Annotated in this window: 19 protein-coding genes; 10 read left to right on the top strand and 9 right to left on the bottom strand. The window is 70.7% G+C overall.

Features of this window, described 5'->3' with window-relative positions:
* Window positions 1-17: 17 nt before the first annotated feature.
* The 5 genes from ACF08M_RS21715 to ACF08M_RS21695 all read left to right on the top strand — a co-directional run bounded on the left by ACF08M_RS21715 (window position 18) and on the right by ACF08M_RS21695 (window position 4,160).
* The gene (locus tag ACF08M_RS21715) at window positions 18-962 is read left to right on the top strand and encodes an alpha/beta hydrolase family protein (protein ID WP_392186893.1); all 945 of its coding nucleotides are present in this window, start codon (window positions 18-20) and stop codon (window positions 960-962) included.
* A 212-nt stretch (window positions 963-1,174) separates the two neighbouring features.
* On the top strand, window positions 1,175-1,981 hold the full coding sequence (locus ACF08M_RS21710) for a CPBP family intramembrane glutamic endopeptidase (protein WP_392186892.1): 807 nt from the start codon (window positions 1,175-1,177) through the stop codon (window positions 1,979-1,981).
* 61 nt (window positions 1,982-2,042) lie between these two features.
* Complete coding sequence (locus ACF08M_RS21705; protein ID WP_392186891.1) at window positions 2,043-2,480, top strand: hypothetical protein; 438 nt, start codon at window positions 2,043-2,045, stop codon at window positions 2,478-2,480.
* 19 nt (window positions 2,481-2,499) lie between these two features.
* The gene (locus tag ACF08M_RS21700) at window positions 2,500-3,225 is read left to right on the top strand and encodes a 5-formyltetrahydrofolate cyclo-ligase (RefSeq protein ID WP_392186890.1); all 726 of its coding nucleotides are present in this window, start codon (window positions 2,500-2,502) and stop codon (window positions 3,223-3,225) included.
* A gap of 407 nt (window positions 3,226-3,632) precedes the next feature.
* Window positions 3,633-4,160, top strand: a complete 528-nt coding sequence (locus ACF08M_RS21695; RefSeq protein ID WP_392186889.1) for a GNAT family N-acetyltransferase — start codon at window positions 3,633-3,635, stop codon at window positions 4,158-4,160.
* Between the two features lie 109 nt (window positions 4,161-4,269).
* Here the strand turns inward: ACF08M_RS21695 and ACF08M_RS21690 are convergent, their stop codons facing one another.
* Window positions 4,270-4,545: a helix-turn-helix domain-containing protein gene (locus ACF08M_RS21690; protein WP_392186888.1), complete on the bottom strand. Its 276-nt coding sequence runs from the start codon at window positions 4,543-4,545 to the stop codon at window positions 4,270-4,272.
* A 260-nt stretch (window positions 4,546-4,805) separates the two neighbouring features.
* On the opposite strand from ACF08M_RS21690, the gene ACF08M_RS21685 reads away from it, so the two are divergent.
* Both ACF08M_RS21685 and ACF08M_RS21680 read left to right on the top strand, forming a co-directional pair.
* Window positions 4,806-5,804 (top strand): hypothetical protein, encoded by a 999-nt coding sequence (locus ACF08M_RS21685; RefSeq protein ID WP_392186887.1) that lies wholly within the window; start codon window positions 4,806-4,808, stop codon window positions 5,802-5,804.
* A gap of 158 nt (window positions 5,805-5,962) precedes the next feature.
* Entirely contained in the window at window positions 5,963-6,358 is a 396-nt protein-coding gene (locus tag ACF08M_RS21680; RefSeq protein ID WP_392186886.1) for a nitroreductase/quinone reductase family protein, read from the top strand.
* A gap of 97 nt (window positions 6,359-6,455) precedes the next feature.
* Here the strand turns inward: ACF08M_RS21680 and ACF08M_RS21675 are convergent, their stop codons facing one another.
* From ACF08M_RS21675 to ACF08M_RS21665, 3 genes are all read right to left on the bottom strand, one after another.
* The gene (locus ACF08M_RS21675) at window positions 6,456-7,913 is read right to left on the bottom strand and encodes a flotillin family protein (RefSeq protein ID WP_392186885.1); all 1,458 of its coding nucleotides are present in this window, start codon (window positions 7,911-7,913) and stop codon (window positions 6,456-6,458) included.
* A gap of 76 nt (window positions 7,914-7,989) precedes the next feature.
* A complete protein-coding gene (locus tag ACF08M_RS21670) occupies window positions 7,990-8,499 on the bottom strand; it encodes a hypothetical protein (RefSeq protein WP_392186884.1) in 510 nt (169 codons plus the stop codon).
* A gap of 148 nt (window positions 8,500-8,647) precedes the next feature.
* On the bottom strand, window positions 8,648-9,133 hold the full coding sequence (locus ACF08M_RS21665; protein ID WP_392186883.1) for a peroxiredoxin: 486 nt from the start codon (window positions 9,131-9,133) through the stop codon (window positions 8,648-8,650).
* A 97-nt stretch (window positions 9,134-9,230) separates the two neighbouring features.
* Here ACF08M_RS21665 and ACF08M_RS21660 point away from each other — a divergent pair, with 97 nt between their 5' ends.
* The 3 genes from ACF08M_RS21660 (at window position 9,231) to ACF08M_RS21650 (ending at window position 12,381) form a co-directional block, all read left to right on the top strand.
* On the top strand, window positions 9,231-10,016 hold the full coding sequence (locus ACF08M_RS21660) for an alpha/beta fold hydrolase (RefSeq protein WP_392186882.1): 786 nt from the start codon (window positions 9,231-9,233) through the stop codon (window positions 10,014-10,016).
* 13 nt (window positions 10,017-10,029) lie between these two features.
* On the top strand, window positions 10,030-10,302 hold the full coding sequence (locus tag ACF08M_RS21655; protein ID WP_392186881.1) for a DUF1876 domain-containing protein: 273 nt from the start codon (window positions 10,030-10,032) through the stop codon (window positions 10,300-10,302).
* 291 nt (window positions 10,303-10,593) lie between these two features.
* Window positions 10,594-12,381, top strand: a complete 1,788-nt coding sequence (locus ACF08M_RS21650) for a SpoIIE family protein phosphatase (protein WP_392186880.1) — start codon at window positions 10,594-10,596, stop codon at window positions 12,379-12,381.
* Here ACF08M_RS21650 and ACF08M_RS21645 read toward each other — a convergent pair.
* The 5 genes from ACF08M_RS21645 to ACF08M_RS21625 all read right to left on the bottom strand — a co-directional run bounded on the left by ACF08M_RS21645 (window position 12,325) and on the right by ACF08M_RS21625 (window position 17,805).
* Complete coding sequence (locus ACF08M_RS21645; RefSeq protein WP_392186879.1) at window positions 12,325-13,173, bottom strand: GNAT family N-acetyltransferase; 849 nt, start codon at window positions 13,171-13,173, stop codon at window positions 12,325-12,327. The genes ACF08M_RS21650 and ACF08M_RS21645 overlap by 57 nt on opposite strands.
* Window positions 13,174-13,234: 61 nt before the next feature.
* Window positions 13,235-13,867 (bottom strand): hypothetical protein, encoded by a 633-nt coding sequence (locus ACF08M_RS21640; protein ID WP_392186878.1) that lies wholly within the window; start codon window positions 13,865-13,867, stop codon window positions 13,235-13,237.
* Between the two features lie 138 nt (window positions 13,868-14,005).
* Window positions 14,006-14,467 carry a hypothetical protein gene (locus ACF08M_RS21635; RefSeq protein ID WP_392186877.1) on the bottom strand — a complete coding sequence of 154 codons (462 nt, stop codon included), beginning with the start codon at window positions 14,465-14,467 and terminating at the stop codon, window positions 14,006-14,008.
* Between the two features lie 374 nt (window positions 14,468-14,841).
* The gene (locus tag ACF08M_RS21630; RefSeq protein ID WP_392186876.1) at window positions 14,842-16,758 is read right to left on the bottom strand and encodes a LamG-like jellyroll fold domain-containing protein; all 1,917 of its coding nucleotides are present in this window, start codon (window positions 16,756-16,758) and stop codon (window positions 14,842-14,844) included.
* A gap of 888 nt (window positions 16,759-17,646) precedes the next feature.
* Complete coding sequence (locus ACF08M_RS21625) at window positions 17,647-17,805, bottom strand: Arc family DNA-binding protein (protein WP_392186875.1); 159 nt, start codon at window positions 17,803-17,805, stop codon at window positions 17,647-17,649.
* Window positions 17,806-17,856 lie beyond the last annotated feature (51 nt).

Here is a 17,856-nt window from a genome sequence, read left to right as displayed (position 1 = left end):
CAATGAGAGGCGCAGCCTTGCCCGACATCGACATGACGGTCACCGCGGACGACGGGACCCCTTTGGCCGGCACCCTGACCCTGCCTGTCGGCTCCGGCCCGCACCCCGTCGTCCTGCTCCTGCACGGCTCCGGCCCTCTGGACCGCGAGGGCAACACCCGTAAGGTCCGGATGAACCTCGGCCGACCGCTGGCTGCCGCCCTCGCGGCGGAGGGTGTCGCCGTGCTCCGCTACGACCGGCGTGGCGCCGGTGCCACCCCCGGCGTCTGGCGGGCCACCGGCTTCACCGACAACTACGAGGACGCGGCCGCCGCCCTGCGCGCCCTGGCCGACCACCCCGCCGTCCGCCCCGACGCCGTCGGCGTCATAGGCCATAGCGAAGGCGCCCTGCACGCCATGAGCCTCGCCGCACGTCATGACGTGGGGGCGGTGGTGCTGCTGGCCGGCTACGCCCGTCCGGGAGAGGGGGCCCTGCGCTGGCAGGCCCGCTCGCTCATCCAGGGCATGCCCGCCCCCGTCCGCCTCCTGCGGCGACCCCTGGGGGCCCTGGGCGAGCGGGCCCTCGCCCGGATCAAGAGGACCCGTACGGACGTGGCACGCATCGCCGTCCCGGTCAACGCCCGCTGGATGCGCGAGAACCTCGCCCACGACAGCCGTGACGATCTGATCGCCATCCACGCGCCCGTCCTGGCCGTCACCGGTGACAAGGACCTCCAGGTGGACCCCGCCGACCTGGACGAGATGTACCGGCTGGTGCCGGGCAGGGCCGAGATCCACCGCGTCCCCGACCTCACGCACATCCTGCGCCGCGACCCCGGGCGCCACACCCTCCGCTCCTACCGCCGCCTCCTGCGCGACCCGGTCGACCCGGACCTCCTGAACCTCATCACCGCCTGGCTCGCCCGCCAACTGGGCGTGGCCCCCGGGCGGACGCGCGCCGAGGGGCGAACCTTCTCCTCCTGATCCCGGCCCCCGCGCGCACGACCGCCCACCCCCGCGTACGCAAGACCACCCAATGGACACCTGACACAGGGAACTTTGGCATGCCTATTTCAACTTCCGCTGTATCCCCCACATCCCCCACATCCCCCACATCCCCCACATCCCCCACATCCCCGACGTCCTTCGCGGCCCCCGCCCCTCCCGACCGCCGCCGAAGCGACCTGATCCTGTTCATGGCCATCGCCTTCGGCGTGAGCTGGGCGTCTTGGTTCACGGCGATCGGGCTCGGCGGATCGGCGACACAGCCCCCCACGGCCCTGCCCTTCCTCTTCGGCGCCTTCGGCCCGTTGATAGGCGCCCTGGTGATCCGGGTCCGCCGCGGCCGCCGCGGTGGGCCCGCCCCCGAACACGTGGTCCGGTTCCGGCGGACCGCCCTGTTCTGGGTGCCACCCCTCCTGGCGCTGGCCTCGGCGACCGTGCTGTCGGCCGCACTGCTGGCGCACGCGGCGGGCGGCCCCGCACTGAGCTGGGAGGACGCAAGGGAAGTGATGGCCGGGCAAGGCGGGCCCGCGGCGTTCCTCATCAGCATGGTGGTCTCAGGGCCACTGTCCGAGGAACCAGGCTGGCGCGGCACCGCCTACCCGAGGATGCGCGCGTCGATGAGTCGCTTCCAGGTCGGCCTGGTGCTGGGCGTCATCTGGGCCGTATGGCACCTGCCGCTGTTCTTCATCGACGGAACCGTCCAGAACGAACTGGGCCTGAAGTCCCCGAGCGGCGTGCTCTTCGCCGTCAGCGCCATCCCGATGGCCATGCTCACCGCCTGCGCCTACGAACGTGCCGGAGTCGTCGCGTCGATCGCGGTCCATTTCGCGGTCAACACGACGATGGTCCTACTGGGCGTCAAGGCCCCTGAGACCCAGGCCTTGATCATCGGAGTCCAGGCCATCGTGGCAGTACTCCTCCTGACCACCAGCCGCCCAACCAGCCACCCCACCGCGCCCACCCCCGCGCCGGCGGCCCTAGCGACCCCGCGCGATTGACGTGAGTACGAGCCCGGCTCTGTCCGGGCTGGCACTTCTGCACGTCGCTGAGGCACACGCCATGCTGCTTTCGTCCTCGGACTGCGAGCGCGCCCTCTCCCTAGCAGAACGCCAACTCGACCACGCGGACGGCAGCGACGCCGCTGCCGACCTTGTATCGCCCACCCAGTTCGGCCGCCTCGCAGGCTCCTGCTACCTCTCCCTCGGAGAACACCGACGGGCCGAAACCCTGCTGACCAGCATGGCGGAGAAGCTACGGGACAGGCGAAAGTCACGCGCGATCGTGCTGGGAAACCTTACGCTCGCCCGTATCCGACAACGCGAGGTCGAAGCGGCGGTGGACAGTCTCACCGAGGCCATCGCCGAACTGGAGGCCACACGCGGGGGCGGAGGAATGAACATCGTCTTCGGAGCTGCTCGCGAATTGCACCCCTGGCGTCAGGAGCCAGTCGTCGCAGCGGTCCACGACAGATTGTTCGGCCTGATGACGGCAGCGTAGAAGAGCGAAGGAGACACCGGTGGCAGGCAGTTCCCTGGACCACGCCAAGCAGGCGGTACGCACTCAGGTATGGGATGCCTTGACCGCCGCGGATGCCGTTCACGACGCCTCCGTTCACGGCCGCATCCCCAACTTCAAGGGTGCCGAGGATGCCGCGGCCCGACTCGCGGCGCTCCCGGCCTGGCAACGCGCGAGTGTCGTCAAGGCCGTGCCGGACAAGGCCCAACTACCGGTCCGCGCAAGGGCTCTGGAGGAGAGGAAGACCGTCTACATGGCGGTCCCGAAGCTGGCGACCCTCAAGCCTTTCTACCTCCTCGACCCGGCCGCCCTCACCGTCTCACCTGCCGAGGCCGCAGCCAGCCACAACGCAGCCACCATCGCTCCCACTGTCGAGGTCGACGCCCTCCGCCCTCTGGACCTGATCATCCTCGGCAGCGTCGCCGTCAACCGCGACGGCGCCCGCATCGGCAAGGGCGCCGGCTACTCCGACATCGAGTTCGCCCTGCTCACCGAGGCCGGCCTGGTGACACCGCAGACGCTTGTTGTCACCACTGTCCACACACTCCAGGTGACCGACACCCCGATCCCCACCACCGACCACGACGTAAGCGTCGACCTGATCGTGACTCCCGACGAGACCATCGTCTGCCCGAGCCCCCACCGACCGTCAGGAGTGGACTGGTCGGCCCTTACGGCGGAGAAGATCGCAACGATCCCGGCGCTGGCGGCACGGGAACGAGCCTGACGACTGAAGCCGGAAGCGCCCGCTCCCAGCGCGGCAGAACTTTCCCTACTTCATCAAGGGGCTCGCGCGCGGGCCCGGACCCATGAGAAAACCCACTGTGGCTGGGGCGGTCGACTCCACGGCTTCAGCCACCTCCCCGGTTCGGGTCCCGCGTCGGAAACACGCTTCCTGCGGCGACAACGATCGACGAAGCCGTACTCAGGCGCCGCGTGCCGCCTTCGCGCCACATCACCTCATTCGGCACCCGAGGCGCCCCGTCAGGAGGTCGGCGAAGGCAGGTAGCCCCAGACCGGCACCGACTCCTACCGGCTCGCCAGCACCAGGGCGCGAACGGAACAGTTTGCCAGAGTCGGCTGATCTGTGTCTGAGCGGCCTGAGGCAGTGGTTGATCGACGAAAATCGTTGTCATGACCTACGTGATCGAATCCGCTCGTCCGGACAATTCCGCGTGGTTGGGGCCGTTGCTGCTGAGAGCGTGGCTGCAGACATACCCCAACCCGGAGCTGGGGATCGACGAGGACTGGATCCGTGAGCATCGTGGCTCGGCAGCCACCGCGGAAGGCATCATCCAGTGGCGGGAGTTCATCGAGGCCGCGAACGACCAACCGGACCTGCTGTTCTGCCGTGTTGTCCGTTCCGATACCGAGATCGTCGGCGTTCTCTGCGGGCGCCGCGGCGAGGTGGTCACCCTCGGGCCCATGTATGTGCTGAAGCACGTCCAGGGCCAGGGACTCGGTGGCCGAATGATGACCGAGTTCCTCATCTGGGCCGGAGCCGCACCCATATGCCTATGGGTCACTGACTACAACGACAGCGCGGTCCGCTTCTACCAACGCCACGGATTCGAGATCACGGGCGAGCGAGAGCTTTGGCAAGGAAAGCTGCCCAACCTACGTATGACCCGCGAGGTCGCATCCAGCGTCAACCACAGCTGAGCTGCACGGAACCAGACCCGTCTTGGCCAGCCAAAGCCGGCTGACAACCGCGGGTTCCTACTCGACGGCCCGCCCTTCTTCTCTTTCACGGCTGCCGGTGACACCCACATCAATAGGGCAGGTCGACGCCCTCCAAGGCATCGGCGATCTGGCGCCGCCCCTCCCTGCGGCGCTCGCGCTGCTGCTGGAACGCCAGCACGTCCGCAAGGCGGACCACGCGGTGACTGCTGCCGGGCAGGTTCATCGACGGGATGTCACCGGCGTCGAGCAGGCGGGCGACGAATGGCCGAGACAGGCCCAGAAGCTCAGCGGCCTCAGCGGGCGACAACTGCACCTCGGACGCCAGGACCGTAACCGCATGCCCGCGGGCCAACTCATCGGCCATGGCGCACCACCACCGGGCAGATGCCGCTTACCTCCCCGGCCGGCCCCTCCCCTGAAGCCGCACGGGCGGTGCTGCGGGAATGCGTCGCTCCCGACTGCTTCGTATCCGAGTTCTCGGTTCTGGTGCAGGGGGCCGATCCCATGCGGTACGGTGATCGCGTCATCACGCTCTGTGCATATGCATGCATGGGGCGGCCCCCGGGGGTGTTACGAGCACCGCACCGAGGGCCTTCACCGCGAGTGGAAGAACGGTCCACCGGGATGCTTTGGCATGCTATCGCGCCCTCTCGGCGCTACACGAAGGCTTCGCACGATGTTGTGCGGCATCCGCGTCTGAGCAGTGACGCGAAGATTCTTCTCCTGTACGTACAGGGGCTCCCCGAAGCGCAGGCCGACAAGGCGCTCAGCGAGCACGCGAAGAAGCTCGGGATCACCGGCAGGGCCTACCAGAGGGCCAAGGGGCAGCTGATCACGAACGGGTTCGTGCATGAGTGGAAGCGGCAGGGGGAGCGCGGGTTCTGGGTGACCGACCAGCTCTTCGCCAACGTCCCGCTCACGGACGACGAGGCCAGGGTGGTCCGGGAGTCCTGGGTGGGTGCCGCCTCCGCCGACCGTCCGGGTGCGCGGGTTCCGGTGGTCGGTCAGCCGGGGGTTCGGCCGGTCGGTGGCTATGAACCGGTAGATGAAGAACGTGGGGAGAACTACTCCCACCCACCCTCCGAAGGCACCGAGGCTCGCGAGGAGTCCGAACAGCGGTCCGCTGTGCGAGCCGAAGTCGGGGAGGGCGAACAGGTGTTGCTCTCGCTGCGGCACACGAATCCGCAACTGCACCTCGGGGTCCGGGAGGCGCGGGGTCTGGCCGAGTTGGCCGGCGAGTGGATTCGGCGTGGGGTGGGCTCGGCGGATCTGCGGCGGGCACTCTCCTGCGAGCTGCCCCGGGACGGGGTGCGGTCGGCGGTGGGATTTCTGCGCCACCGGCTCGTACAGAAGCTTCCGGCACCTGCTGCGCCGACGCCGCCGCCGGTGGTGGCGCGGCCCGTTCGGCCGTTCATCGTCTGTGAGGGGGAGGGCAGTGAACACGTCTTCCGGCCGCTTGCGGACGAGACGATGTGCGGGCCCTGCGCCCGCGAGGCTAACCAGGCGTACTGGGCCGCTCGGCGGATCGAGAGGGAGGCTGCCGAGCCCGCCCCCCTGCCGTGGAGGGAGCGGCTGGCGTCGGTCGCGGGGGAGCGGGGCGAGGGCGGCGGCGAGAGAGGCTGACAGGGCTCCGTTCGCGTGCCGAACGGGCGGGTCCGGCCGCTGCGTGCGCGTGTGGTGCCGCCCCGGCGTCGCCAGACCCTACGCTCGGGGCGGCAGTCGTCGGCGACCTCCGGCGCAGCGGTACATCGGCACGCAGGCAACGGGTGGAAGGGGCACGCATGTCGCGCAGTCGAGAGCTCAAGTTCCGGACGGTCACGTCGTTCCAGCGGTATGTCGCCAACCCGGTCACCAGACGGTTGCCGTTCCAGACCCTCGTGGAGACGACGGGCCGCACCTCCGGCCTCCCGCGCCGCACCCCGGTCGGCGGCCGGCGCGTGGGCCAGGCGTTCTGGCTGGTTTCGGAGTACGGCGAGAAGTCGCAGTACGTACGCAACATCCAGGCCGATCCCCGGGTCCGGGTCCGGATCAAGGGCCGGTGGTACAAGGGCACCGCCCACCTGCTTCCCCAGGACGACGCCCGTGCCCGGCTCAAGGTGCTGCCGCGTGGCAACAGCGCGGCGGTGCGGGCCCTGGGGACCGACCTGTTGACGGTGCGGGTGGACCTGACGGGCTGACGCCGGGCGCCGGGTTTCCACTGGTCCGGACGTGCCCGTGCCCGGCCGGTGCGGTACGGAGCGCTGTCGGCCGGGCACGGGCGGGGAGCGGGCCGGATCAGTCGGTGATCTCGATCTTCCCGTCGGGGGACGCGGCAGTGGCCGTGTCCGGGGCCCGGTCGGGCAGACCGGCCGAAGCCGCGGCTGCCGTACCGCCCTTGAGGTTCTTCAGCAGGGCCGCCAGGTCGACTCCGGTGGTGGAGCTGAGGAGTTCCATGCCCTGGGCGACGTTGTCCGTGACCGTGCGCGACAGCTGGCTCGCGCCGTCCGTGGAGATGACGGTCATCTTGTCGATGGCGCTCAGCGGCTCGGACGCCTTGGCGACGACGTGCGGCAGCACCTCGACCAGCATCTGGAGCACGGCCGCGTCGCCGTACCGGTCGAATGCGTCCGCCTTCTTCTGCATGGCCTCGGCCTCGGCCGCACCCTTGGCCGCGATGGCCGCGGCTTCCGCCTCGCCCTCGATGCGCACGGCGTCGGCGAGGGCCGAGCGGTGCAGCTTCTCGCCCTGACCCGTGAGCCGGGAGCGCTCGGCGTCCGCCTCGGCCTCCTTGACCTGGGCGATCCGGCGGGCCTCGGCCTCCTGCTCGGCCTGGTAGCGGGCGGCGTCGGCGGGCTTGCGGACCTTGGTGTCGAGTTCGCGGTCGGTCAGCGCGGCCTGGCGCTGGGCGACCTTCTCCTGCTCCTCCAGGACTTCCTGCTGGCGGGCCGCCTCGGCGAGCGGGCCCGCCGCGTTGGCCTTGGCGGCGGCGGCTTCCGTCTCGGCCTTGATCTCGGCCTGCTTGAGGTAGAAGGTCCGCTCGGCGATGGCGATCTCCTCGGCGGCCTTGAGCCGGGCCTGCTCGGAGGCGCGCTTGGCGATCGCCTCGGCGATGTCCGCCTCCTGCTTGGCGCGGGCGGCCTCGGGGCGGCCGAGGTCTTCGAGGTAGGAGCCCTCGGTGGTGATGTCCTGGATCTGGAAGGCGTCCAGGATCAGGCCCTGCCCGGAGAGGCTGGCCTCGGCCTCCTCGGCGACCTGGCCGGCGAACGCGGCACGGTCCCGGATGATGTCCTCGACCGACATCCGGCCGACGATGGCGCGCAGCGCGCCGGAGAGCACTTCCTGGGTGAAGCCGACGATGCCGTCCTGCTGCTGGAGGAAGCGCTGGGCGGCGGCCCGGATCGCTTCCTCGCTGCCGCCGACCTTGACGATCGCGACGCCTTCGAGGTGGGACTTCACCCCGCGCAGGGTGACGGCTCCGCGCACGGCCACCGGGATGTGCCGGCTGGACAGGTCCAGGGTGAACTTCTGCTGGACGAACGGGACGACGAAGACGCCGCCGCCGACGACGACCTTCTGACCGCTGTTGTCGATGCTGGTGCGGCCGGTCACCGGGTCGGTGGATTTCTTGCCGCGGCGGCCGGTGATGATGAATGCCTCGCTGGGTCCGGCGACCTTGTAGCGGGTGATGACGACGAGGGCGAGGAGTACGAGGAGTACGACGACTCCGACGACTGCGGTCACGACTGGGCTCATAAGGGGGTCCCCCCTGCCTCCCTGCGGGGACGGCAGTTGTTTTCGGGCGGTGTATCCGTATCGGCTCGGGCGGTGGTCAGCGCTCGACGGGGCGGACCGCGACCGAGGTGGCCGACAGCGTGGCCTCCACCCAGATCTCGGTGCCGCGTTCGACCGGCACCGGACTCTTCGCCGCCAGCTTCACGGTCTGGCCCGCCATGCGCAGCAGGACCTCGCCGTAGCCGTCGGCCGGGATGGCGGTGACGACCGAGCCGGACGTGCCGACGAGATCGGTGCCGCGCGGGGTGGCGCTGGTCTGGTCGCGCATCAGGGCCCGGCTGAACTTCCAGGTCAGCCAGGCTGCGACGATTCCGGCCAGCACTCCGGCGGCGGTCGCGGCGACCGTACCGGCACCGGTGGTGCCGAGCACGATCGCGCCGCCGAAGCCGAGCATCGAGAGGAATCCGGCGATGACGGGGAGGGAGAGGAGGCCGTCGAAGAGGCCGTCCAGTAGGCCTCCGAAGAGACCTTCGAGGAGGCCGTCGAAGATCAGGGACAGCGCGAGCAGAACGACTCCCGCGATGCCGAGACCGAGAAACAACGTCATGCGGTCACCCTCCCCGATCCATGGGTTCCGCGATCACGGTTTTCCCGATCACGTCCCCCGGACGTCTCTGCCTCGAACATTTCCGTCGAACTGGCTGGATGATCCCACACATATCCGGCAGCGAATACTGCCGGGTTCCGGCAATCTTTTACGTGCTCTTGATGCCGGAGAGTTGTTCGGCCAGTGTGTCCAGCGACTGGAACGTGGCTCCGAGCAGCGCGACATGCTTCCAGCGCAGTACGCCGTCGGGCCCGACGAGGAAGACCGCGCGGCGCACCCCGATCCCGGGCGCCGCGACGCCGTACGCCCGTGCGGTCTCCCGTCCGGTGTCCGCGAGCAGCGGCATCCGAAGTCCGTGGGAGTGGGCGAACGACTCGTGACTGTCCACACCCTGTGGACTGATTCCCCAGACCTCGGCGTCCAGCTCGCCGAAGGTCTCCAGGCCCGAGGAGTACGAGCAGAGCTGCTTGGTGCAGACGGCCGTGTTGTCGCCCGGATAGAAGGCCAGGACCACGGCGCGGCCGCGGGCCGCGGAGAGGGTGTAGTCGCGGCGCTCGAACGTCTCGCCCGTGAGCACACCGCCCGGCAGCGTGAAATCCGGGACGGCCCGGCCGAGTTGTGGTGATGATCCCATGTCGGTTCCTCCGTGATCCGATGCCGCGGGCGTCTTCGAACCCGTGCTTCGTACAGCATGCTCGTCATGGGACCGGTTACCGCACCAGGAGGTACGTATGACAGTCCGCCGACCACCGTCCGCGGCCGTGCTCCTGCTGCACGGCGGCGCCGAAACGGGCCTGGGCGCGCCCCCGCCCGGCCTGCTGAACGTGCCCGCCGTGCGGATGCGCCCGTTCGAGCAGGCCGTCGCCCGGGCCACGGGCGACGGCGCCGCGGATGTTCTCGTACGCGCCGTCCGCTACACCCGCCGCGGCTGGAACGGTCCCCGCGAGGACCCGTTCCACGACGCCGTACGCGCCCTCGACACCCTGCGCCGCGAGGCCGGTGAGATCCCGGTGGTCCTGGTCGGCCACTCGATGGGCGCCCGTGCCGCCCTGCGCGCCGCAGGCCATCCGCTGGTGCGCGGGGTGGTGGGCCTCGCCCCGTGGTGCCCGGCCGAGGACCCGGTCGCCCAGCTCGCCGCCCGCGACGTCGTCCTGCTGCACAGCACCCGCGACCGCATCACGAACCCCCGGGCGTCCCAGTCCCTCACCGCCCGCGCCCGCCGGTCCGGTGCGCGTGCCTGCCTGGTCGCGATCCGGGGCAGCGACCACGCGATGCTCCGGCGCGCCGGTACCTGGCACGCGCTGACGACCCGGATCACCACCGGCCTGCTCGGCCTGGGCCCGCTCCCCGAGGAGGTCACGGCGGCCCTCCGGCTTCCGCCGGACGCCTCGGCGGTCCGTGGAACCCTCGACGTCGACCGGATGGGCCGCGCCCGGCCCGGGGACTGGCCCGGGGACCGGCCCGGGCGCCCGTCCGGTCCGTGGTGCAGGGGCGGGGGAACGGGCGCACCCTGGTAGGGAGGTGATGGTCATGATGCACACAGCTGTCGGGTGGCATGTGGAGCTGGAATTCGAGGAGGACAGTCACCGCACCCGGGCGGCCGCACTGGTGCGGCTTCCGGACGGTGCCGAGGTGCGGGCGCACGGCTATGCGAGCCGCCACCCGTCCGACAAGGAACAGCCGAGGGTGGGCGAGGAGATCGCGGGAGCCAGAGCACTCAATGAGCTGGCGATGAAGATGCTGACGAAGGCGCACGACGAGATCGACGAGGCGTCCGGCCGGACGTCGCACCCGCTCGCCTGAGCCCTGACAGGGAATCCCGGGCGTTCCCGCGCCCGGGACCTGTGGGCTGTGCGCGGGCCGTGCAGACGGAAGCCGTACGGAGGCCGGGAGCCTCCGTACGGAGGGGCCGTACGGAGGCTGTACGGGGCCGCGCAGAGACTGTAGGGGGGCCGCGCGGAGGTGGGCCGGTGTTCTGGAGTCCGGCGGACGAGGACGTGGCGGGGCACGGCTGCGGATGCGTGGCGGGGGCGGGCGGCCGACGATTGAGGCCTGGGCGGCGGGAGGTCCGTACCCCCGCCCCAGGAGGTTGACGTGTCGGCCGATGTGTACGTCCACAGCGTGGTGCCCTTCGACCCCGAGGCCGCGGCGGCCCTGGTCAAAGGCACCGTGGCGGGCGTCGGCGTGCTCGATACGGAGCTGCGTTATCTGTACGTCAACCCGGCCCTCGAACGGATCAACGGCGTGCCGGCCGCCGAACACCTCGGACGCACCGTGGCCGAGGTCCTCCCGGGGGTCGACGCGGGCGAGGACATGATGCGGGCCGTGCTCGCCGACGGGAAGCCCCGCGAGATCACCACCAGCGGTTACACCGCCGCTTCGGTGGGCGGGGGCCGGCGGTACTGGCACGCGGCGTACCACCGGCTGGAGGTCGACGGGCAGATCATGGGCCTGGCCGGGATCGTGCTGGAGGTGATGGGCTCGGAACAGGGGCGGCGCGAGCTGGAGCAGGCCCGGCGGCACATGACGATGCTGGACGCCGCGGCCACCCGGATCGGCACCACGCTCGACATGGACACCACGTGCGCGGAACTCGTCGACCTCGTCGTGCCGGGGCTGGCGGACCTCGCCACGGTCGAGGTCTTCCCGCCCGATGTCGCCGCCCCGGTCCGCCCCGCACCCCCCGGCGTGCTGCGGCTGCGCCGGGCGGCGCTGACGGCGGTGGCCGGGCTGCGCGCCGGGCTGCCGGGGTTCGGGCTGACCGGTGAGTACGTCGACTACCAGGAGGCGGCGGCCGTACAGCGCTGCCTGGCGGCCAATCAGCCGGTCGTCGAGAACAACACCACCGATGAACAGCTCAGGCGCTCCGCCCCCGCCCCCGAACGGGTCGCCGCCTACCGTGCCCTCGGGATGCACTCGGCGGTCATCGTGCCCGTCGGCCTGCGCGGCCGTCCGCTCGGCGTCCTCGCCCTGATCCGGGCGGGGGACTCACCCGTCTTCACGGACGAGGACGTGGTGGTCGCCCGGGAGCTCGCCGGCCGGGCCGCCGTCGATCTCGACCACGCCCGCCGGTACGGCCACGAGCACACCATCGCCCTGGAACTCCAGCGCTCCCTGCTGTCCGAGCCGCGCCCGCCGCACCCGCACATCGAGATCGCCACCCGCTATCTGCCGGCCGACCGGAGTGTGATGGTCGGCGGCGACTGGTTCGACGTCATCCCGCTGCGGGACGGCCGCCACCTGGAGGCGATGGGCGATGTGATGGGCCACGGCGTGGAGGCGGCGGTCGCCATGAGCCACTACCGCTCGCTGTTGCGGATGTTCGCCGACGACGAGCTGCCACCGCACCGGATCCTGGAACGGCTGGACCGGATGGTCGAACGGTCCGGAACGGACCGGGCGGCGACCTGCCTGCTGGTCGTCGTCGACCAATCCGGCACGGTGTGCGAGGTGGCGAGCGCCGGACATCTGCCGCCGGTGCTCATCGATCCCGGGAGGGCCGGGACCAGGGTGTGCGGCGGGGTACCGGTGGGCCCTCCCCTCGGTACCGGGTTCGGCGGGTACCGGACGGCTTCCGTGGAGTTCGGGCCGGGCACCGTGCTGTTCCTGTACACCGACGGTCTGGTGGAGCGGCGCGGCGAGGACATCGACGTCTCGGTCGGCCGCCTCCGGGAACTGGCTCTGCCCGCGAGCGGCAGCCTCGACGCCCTGCTCGACGGGGTGCTCGAACGGTTCGGACCGGGTGCCGAGGACGACATCGCGGTACTGGCCTCGCGCACCCGGCCCCGCACGGGCGCCGCCACCTCCCGGTCCGGGGTCGGCTCGTCAGCCCAGCTCCAGGCTGGTGATGCCGAACAGCCCGGAGTGGTCGACGTCCGGTGACGGGCCGGTGTACATCCGGGCGGTCTCGAACGACGGGGTGAGGCCCAGCTGTTGCGCGAGGCGCACCGCCGCCGGGTTGACGTCGGGCACGTCGATCGCCACCGCGGTGTCCGGATCGCCGGCCGCGAGCGCGCCGACCAGGGCACCGGCCACCTCGGGCGACTCCGCGTACACCGGGCCGATGCGGGACGACGTGCGGCAGGGGCGCAGTACGGCGAGGCCGCGCAGCTCCCCGTCGCGGACGGCGGCGAGCGAGGTGCGGGTGGGCCCGGCGATCCACGGCGCGAGGAAGCTGTCGCGTTCGGCGGGGAAGAAGCGGCGGTCGTAGTCGGCCAGCCGGTCGAAGGGGAGGGTGCGGGCGTCGACGAGGACGGTGCCGGGCGGGGCGGTCGGGCCGGTGGGCGGCCGGCCCTCGTAACGCCTGGTCGTCCAGACGGAACGGAAGCCGGATTTACGGTAGTTGGGCTGCTGGGCCACCACCCCGTCCAGGCCGATGTTGCGCCCGTCCAGCCGTGCCATGCCGGCCCGCCAGAGCCGGCTGCCGTACCCCTGTCCGCGCAGTTCGGGGCGGGTGAGGTAGAAGCCGAGGAACCCGTGGCCGGAGCCGTAGCGGACCACGGAGACGCAGGAGACCGGATCGCCGCCGAGCCGGCCGACCAGGAATCCGCGCGGGTCGGTGGCGAAGAAGGCGTGGCGGTCGGTGAGGCCGGGGTTCCAGCCCTCGGCGTGGGCCCATTCGGCCAGCATCGTGAGGTCGTCGGCGCTTGCGGTGGTGATCTCGAAGTTCGGCACGGGGCACCTGTACCCGTGGCCGGTCGGTCCGATGCCCGTGCCCGGCCGCCCCGGTTCCGTTTCAGACGAACAGGAACGCGCCCGCCGTCGCGGCCCCCAGCGACGCGCCGGCGACCGTCTGCGCCACCGAGTGGTACCCGAGCGCGACCCGCGACCAGCACACGGCGACCGTCATCGGGTAGGCGAGCAGCCACCACGGCGAGTGGACCGCCGCGGGCAGCGCGACGACGGCCGAGGCGACCGCGGCGTCCACCGAGATCTTCCAGACCGTGTTGACGGCCAGGATGATCACGGTCATCGCCCAGAGGGCGAGCATCGCCACGAGGATGCCGGTGGGGGCGTGGCCCATGACCATCACCAGCGAACCGGCGCCGATGGAGCCGAGGATGACGAAGAAGATCGGGGCCCGCTTGGTGCGGTCGACGACATGGCGGTCGCCCCAGGTGCCGCGCCCGCGCTCCCATTCGATGTACCCGGCCGGAACGAGTCCGGCGCACAGGGCGCCGAGGAATCCCCAGAGGAGCCCGGTCCAGTGACCGGCGGCGGCCAGGCCGATGCCGAGCATGCCGACCAGCAGGACGTTGCGGGGCTGGAACATGTCGGTGACGGTGCGCGCGGCGCCGGTGGCCGGCGAGGCGTCGGCGCAGGCGTCGACGGTGGTGTCCGTGGTGGCGGTGGTGTCGGTGCGGGTCATGCGGTCTCCTCCAGGGAGGGCGTGGGGGTCGGCCCGGTGGTATCGGCGTTGTGCGCGGGCCTGCACGTGCTGGGTCCGGTACGCGGTCGGCCGGCCCGGCTTCACGCTCCTGCGCGGTTCGCGCAGGGGCGTGAAGCCCTACTTCTCCGGCGCGTCAGGGGCGGTGGCGCTGTTGGTCGTGACCCGCTGGGCCTTGTTGTCCTCCAGCAAGGAGAGCGCGAACTGCACCAGCTCCGGCGGGAGACCGTCCTCGTCGAGGCCGCGTCCGGCCACTCCGCTGATCTCCCCGGTACGCCGTTTCGCGAGGAACTGCAGCCCGGCGACGACGTCGTCGACGACCTCGGACTCCTCCTTGAAGAACCGCCAGTCGACGCCGAAGCCCAGGCCGAGCGCCTTGAGGATGTCCTCGGAGGGCTGGGTGACCTTTCCGGCCAGGATGTTGGAGAAGTAGCTGTGCGAGAGGGCGCCGCCGCGCTCCTTGACCAGGTCGGCGAAGACCCGCCCCGAGATCTTCTGGTCGGGGAACGTCTTCTCCATCATGTACTCGACCTTCTGCCGCAACGTCCGCAGCTCCGGTGCGCGCTCTTCGCCGATGTCCATCCGGCCCCCCACGTATCCGGCCCCCCACGTATCCGTCCCCGCCCGACCGGTGCCGCACGGTCATCGATTCCGTCAACGGGCTCGTACTGTAACGAATCCTGATGCGGTGTTCGCGGATCGGGAGGCGTGAGCGCGAGGCGGTACGGGGGCCGTGCGGGGGCCGCACGGGAGCGGGCTTGCGCAAACTCTTTACGTCACTGTTAACTCGAAAAAACACGAGCAGGGAACCACGAGGGGAGCTCCCTGCTCGTGAAGTCGGCGCGGGCAGAAGGCGCATGCACCGCAACAGGTGTAGCCCTTCACGACGGGGGATGCGTGAAGGGCTACACGTGCATTATGGCCGCTGGTCAGGTTGTCATCAACTGACTGCCCAGTCAGTGGGACGATGCAGTTCGCGCCATCATGAAATCACGTACGCGCAGGGGGCGTTCGACGATCCGGATGTCGCCGATCCAGCCGTGCATCAACTGGTCGAGCCTGCCCCCGTATTCATAGGCGCCGAGCAGCCAGGGCAGGCCCGCGGTGGCGAGACCGGTGGTGCGGGTGGCGGGGTTGCGGGCGACGACGCAGCCGTCGACGTACATCGTCGTGAGCTTGCCGTCGTTGACGACCGCCACGTGCCACCACCGGTCGCGCGGCAGCTCATGGCTCCAGTTGGTGACGGCCCCCGGCTGGTTCAGCGGCGCCGCCGCCCACTGGAGCCCGGGGCCGTCCGACACGGAGAGGGTGGCGACGGGCTCGTCCGGGTCGCCGGCCGTCTTGCCCGCGGCCGCGAGCGTGCCCCGGCGGCCGAGTACGGCGCCCCAGGCGTTGCGTCCGGCGTCCCAGTCGGCGGGGAGGCGGAGGAAGGCCTCAATGGTGTAGCCGGATTTGAAGGTCCTGGTGTTGAGCGGTGCGTTGTCCTCCGTACGCAGATACGCGCCCCGCAGCGGCGGCTTCGAGCCGTCGAAGTAGAGGCTGCCGTGGCCGGGCTGGTCGGGGTGGTGACCGGTGGACCAGCGCAGTGCGTCGGGCGCGCTTCCGGGCACGGCCTCGCGCACCAGGTCGTTGCGGTGCCCCGACAGGTCGGGGACGCGCAGATCGGCGGCGGCGGCGGAACCGTCCGGGTGCGCGGGCGAGTCGAAGCGCCAGTAGGCGACGGTGCCCGGTATCAGCAGCCGCTCCGCCGGGCGGGGGCCGCGCACGGGCACGGGCGCGAAGCCGGCGAACCGCTTCTCGAAGTCGATCGGGACGGCGAACCGGTCCTGCGGACCGGTCAGCTCGATCTCGCCGCGCTCCAGTGCGTTGAGCCGCTCACCCGCCCGGCCGAGGATCCACGGCGAGATCGTCTCCACGTCGATGGTGTTCCTGGCCAGGTCGAAGCGGTAGAGGCGGATCATCGCGCTGCCGCCGTAGTAGCGGTTCTGGTAGTTGGTGAGGTGCAGATGGACGTCGTTGCCCGCGGTGTTCCTGCGGGTGGTGCGCCCGGCGGGCCAGTAGTGGCCGTTGAGAGTAAGGAAGATCTGGTCGTGCCCGGCTATCAGCTCGTCCCACAGATGCTCTCCGTGGCCGGAGAATTCGGCCTCGTCGCCGTCGGCGTTCGCGTACACCAGCTCGTGGGTGGTGAGGACGACCGGCGTGTCCGGGTGCTCGGCGATGACGTTCCGCGCCCAGGCGAGGGACGCCGCCGACGGCCGCCAGTCGAGCGCCAGCACCAGCCACTCCCGCCCGGCGGCGCGGAACACGTGGTACGTGTTGTAGCCGTCCGGGGTCGCCCCGCCGAACGTGGGCAGCCGCCGCATGCGCCGGGGACCGAAGGTGTCCAGGTACGGGGTGCGGCCGCGCCCGTCGTCGGTGGACGACGTGATGTCGTGGTTGCCCGCGACGACGCTGTAGCCGATCCGTCGCCGGTCGAGCAGCTCGAACGCCTCGCCGATCGCCTCGAATTCGTCGGCCCGGCCGCTCTCGGTGAGGTCGCCCAGATGGGACAGGAACACAATGTTCTCGTCGCGTCCGTGATCGAGGACATAACGCAACGACGCCTCGACCGGTGCCTTGTCGATACTCGCCCCGTCGAAGAGGTACTGGGTGTCGGGCATGACGACGAGCGTGAACCGGGGGCTCTCCGGATCGGGCCGCCAACGGGCCGTGTCGGCACCGGCGTTCTGCCGGGGGAGAGCCGCTGCGGGGGCGGCGGACCCGAGCCCCGCGGCCGCGGCGGCGGCACCGGTGAGCGCGGCGGCCCGCAGGAACGTACGACGTCCGGCGTCGGGCAGGAGCGGTCCGTCGGGCTGGTGGAGGGGGCTGCACATGGGTGTCTCCGCGGAGGACGGTCGTCGGGGTGATCGTCTGGGAAGCTAGCCGCGGGACAGGGGGAGGAACGGCCCGTAGGGGCGACATCCGGGCGAAGACTCCATGAATTGCCCGCCCCGGGGGCCGCGGTGGGGCCGTGCGGCCCCGGCCCCGGGTCTGAGTCCAGGCGGATGGTGGGCCCGAGGTTGTCCCACCGGGTGCGGTCCGGCGGGCCTCACCCTGGCAGAGGCGAAAGGCGGCAGATGTTGTCCGCACGGACACGCGCGGCGTCGACGGTGAGGGCGAACTCCACCGGCTCGCCCGCGAGCAACACCCGCTCCCCCTGCCCTTGAACTGCGGACCGGCATACAACGTCATCGGGCCCTTTGCCGTCCAGCACGACGCGGCCAACACCTCGCTCAGGGCCGAACCGCTTCACCACTCCCGCAGGCACCACATCACCCCCTGCATCGTGGCCGACTGTGATCACAGAGCCTGCACCCGCGCACAACCAGTGCCCAAGGGCACGTAACCGGGCGCGCGGGGCACGAACCCGGCGCCCGTTCCCGAACGCCTCCGCACAGACCCGCAGTGCCCAGCCAGTTGGTGATCACTCAACGCGCCAAGACCACCGTGTCACCGCAGGCGACTGGATCTACCTCCTGGCACAACGCCCCTGCGTGGCGAACATGTCCCAGACGTGTCATTCGGGCGTCACGCACTCAAGGGACCGGATCCGGCCATCACGTCGCTGTCGCGCATTCTTCCGCGCGCCATTCCCCGGGCGCCCGGGGATTATCAACGGGTCCCGATGGATGTCACCTTGTCCCCTTCGAGGAAGCCCCGGCCTTCAGGCCGGGGGGAATCGAAGCTCCCGCGTAGCGGGGCACTGGATAGAGCAATCGCCGTCAGGGCGATTGGTCGTCTCCGCCCGCCGGGCTGAGGGCGACCTCAAGCAGGTGGACGATCTCAGAATTGAGGGACCGCCGACCTGAGCGGGCCTCTTCAACGAGGCGTTCGTGGAGGTCTTTTGGGAGTCGGAGTGTGATCCGTGCTGTCTCATCCATGCCTCAAGCGTAGTGGTAGAGTGGTGTCATGGAGACACTACAGAAGACTTC

Origin of the sequence: Streptomyces sp. NPDC015032 (genome assembly GCF_043080425.1) — a bacterium.
Classification (GTDB): domain Bacteria; phylum Actinomycetota; class Actinomycetes; order Streptomycetales; family Streptomycetaceae; genus Streptomyces.
The sequence above is the reverse complement of the archived record's forward strand: the minus strand, read 5'-3'. Positions and strand labels throughout refer to the sequence as shown.

Bases quoted from the DNA above. Each gene is read 5' to 3' on its own strand.
- ACF08M_RS21710 (WP_392186892.1), top strand. From the start codon at position 1,175: ATGGCCATCGCCTTCGGCGTGAGCTGGGCGTCTTGGTTCACGGCGATC.
- ACF08M_RS21690 (WP_392186888.1), bottom strand. From the start codon at position 4,545: ATGGCCGATGAGTTGGCCCGCGGGCATGCGGTTACGGTCCTGGCGTCC.
- ACF08M_RS21625 (WP_392186875.1), bottom strand. From the start codon at position 17,805: ATGGATGAGACAGCACGGATCACACTCCGACTCCCAAAAGACCTCCAC.
- ACF08M_RS21695 (WP_392186889.1), top strand. From the start codon at position 3,633: ATGACCTACGTGATCGAATCCGCTCGTCCGGACAATTCCGCGTGGTTG.
- ACF08M_RS21705 (WP_392186891.1), top strand. From the start codon at position 2,043: ATGCTGCTTTCGTCCTCGGACTGCGAGCGCGCCCTCTCCCTAGCAGAA.
- ACF08M_RS21685 (WP_392186887.1), top strand. From the start codon at position 4,806: ATGCTTTGGCATGCTATCGCGCCCTCTCGGCGCTACACGAAGGCTTCG.
- ACF08M_RS21655 (WP_392186881.1), top strand. From the start codon at position 10,030: ATGATGCACACAGCTGTCGGGTGGCATGTGGAGCTGGAATTCGAGGAG.
- ACF08M_RS21680 (WP_392186886.1), top strand. From the start codon at position 5,963: ATGTCGCGCAGTCGAGAGCTCAAGTTCCGGACGGTCACGTCGTTCCAG.
- ACF08M_RS21670 (WP_392186884.1), bottom strand. From the start codon at position 8,499: ATGACGTTGTTTCTCGGTCTCGGCATCGCGGGAGTCGTTCTGCTCGCG.
- ACF08M_RS21660 (WP_392186882.1), top strand. From the start codon at position 9,231: ATGACAGTCCGCCGACCACCGTCCGCGGCCGTGCTCCTGCTGCACGGC.
- ACF08M_RS21665 (WP_392186883.1), bottom strand. From the start codon at position 9,133: ATGGGATCATCACCACAACTCGGCCGGGCCGTCCCGGATTTCACGCTG.
- ACF08M_RS21640 (WP_392186878.1), bottom strand. From the start codon at position 13,867: ATGACCCGCACCGACACCACCGCCACCACGGACACCACCGTCGACGCC.
- ACF08M_RS21630 (WP_392186876.1), bottom strand. From the start codon at position 16,758: ATGTGCAGCCCCCTCCACCAGCCCGACGGACCGCTCCTGCCCGACGCC.
- ACF08M_RS21635 (WP_392186877.1), bottom strand. From the start codon at position 14,467: ATGGACATCGGCGAAGAGCGCGCACCGGAGCTGCGGACGTTGCGGCAG.
- ACF08M_RS21675 (WP_392186885.1), bottom strand. From the start codon at position 7,913: ATGAGCCCAGTCGTGACCGCAGTCGTCGGAGTCGTCGTACTCCTCGTA.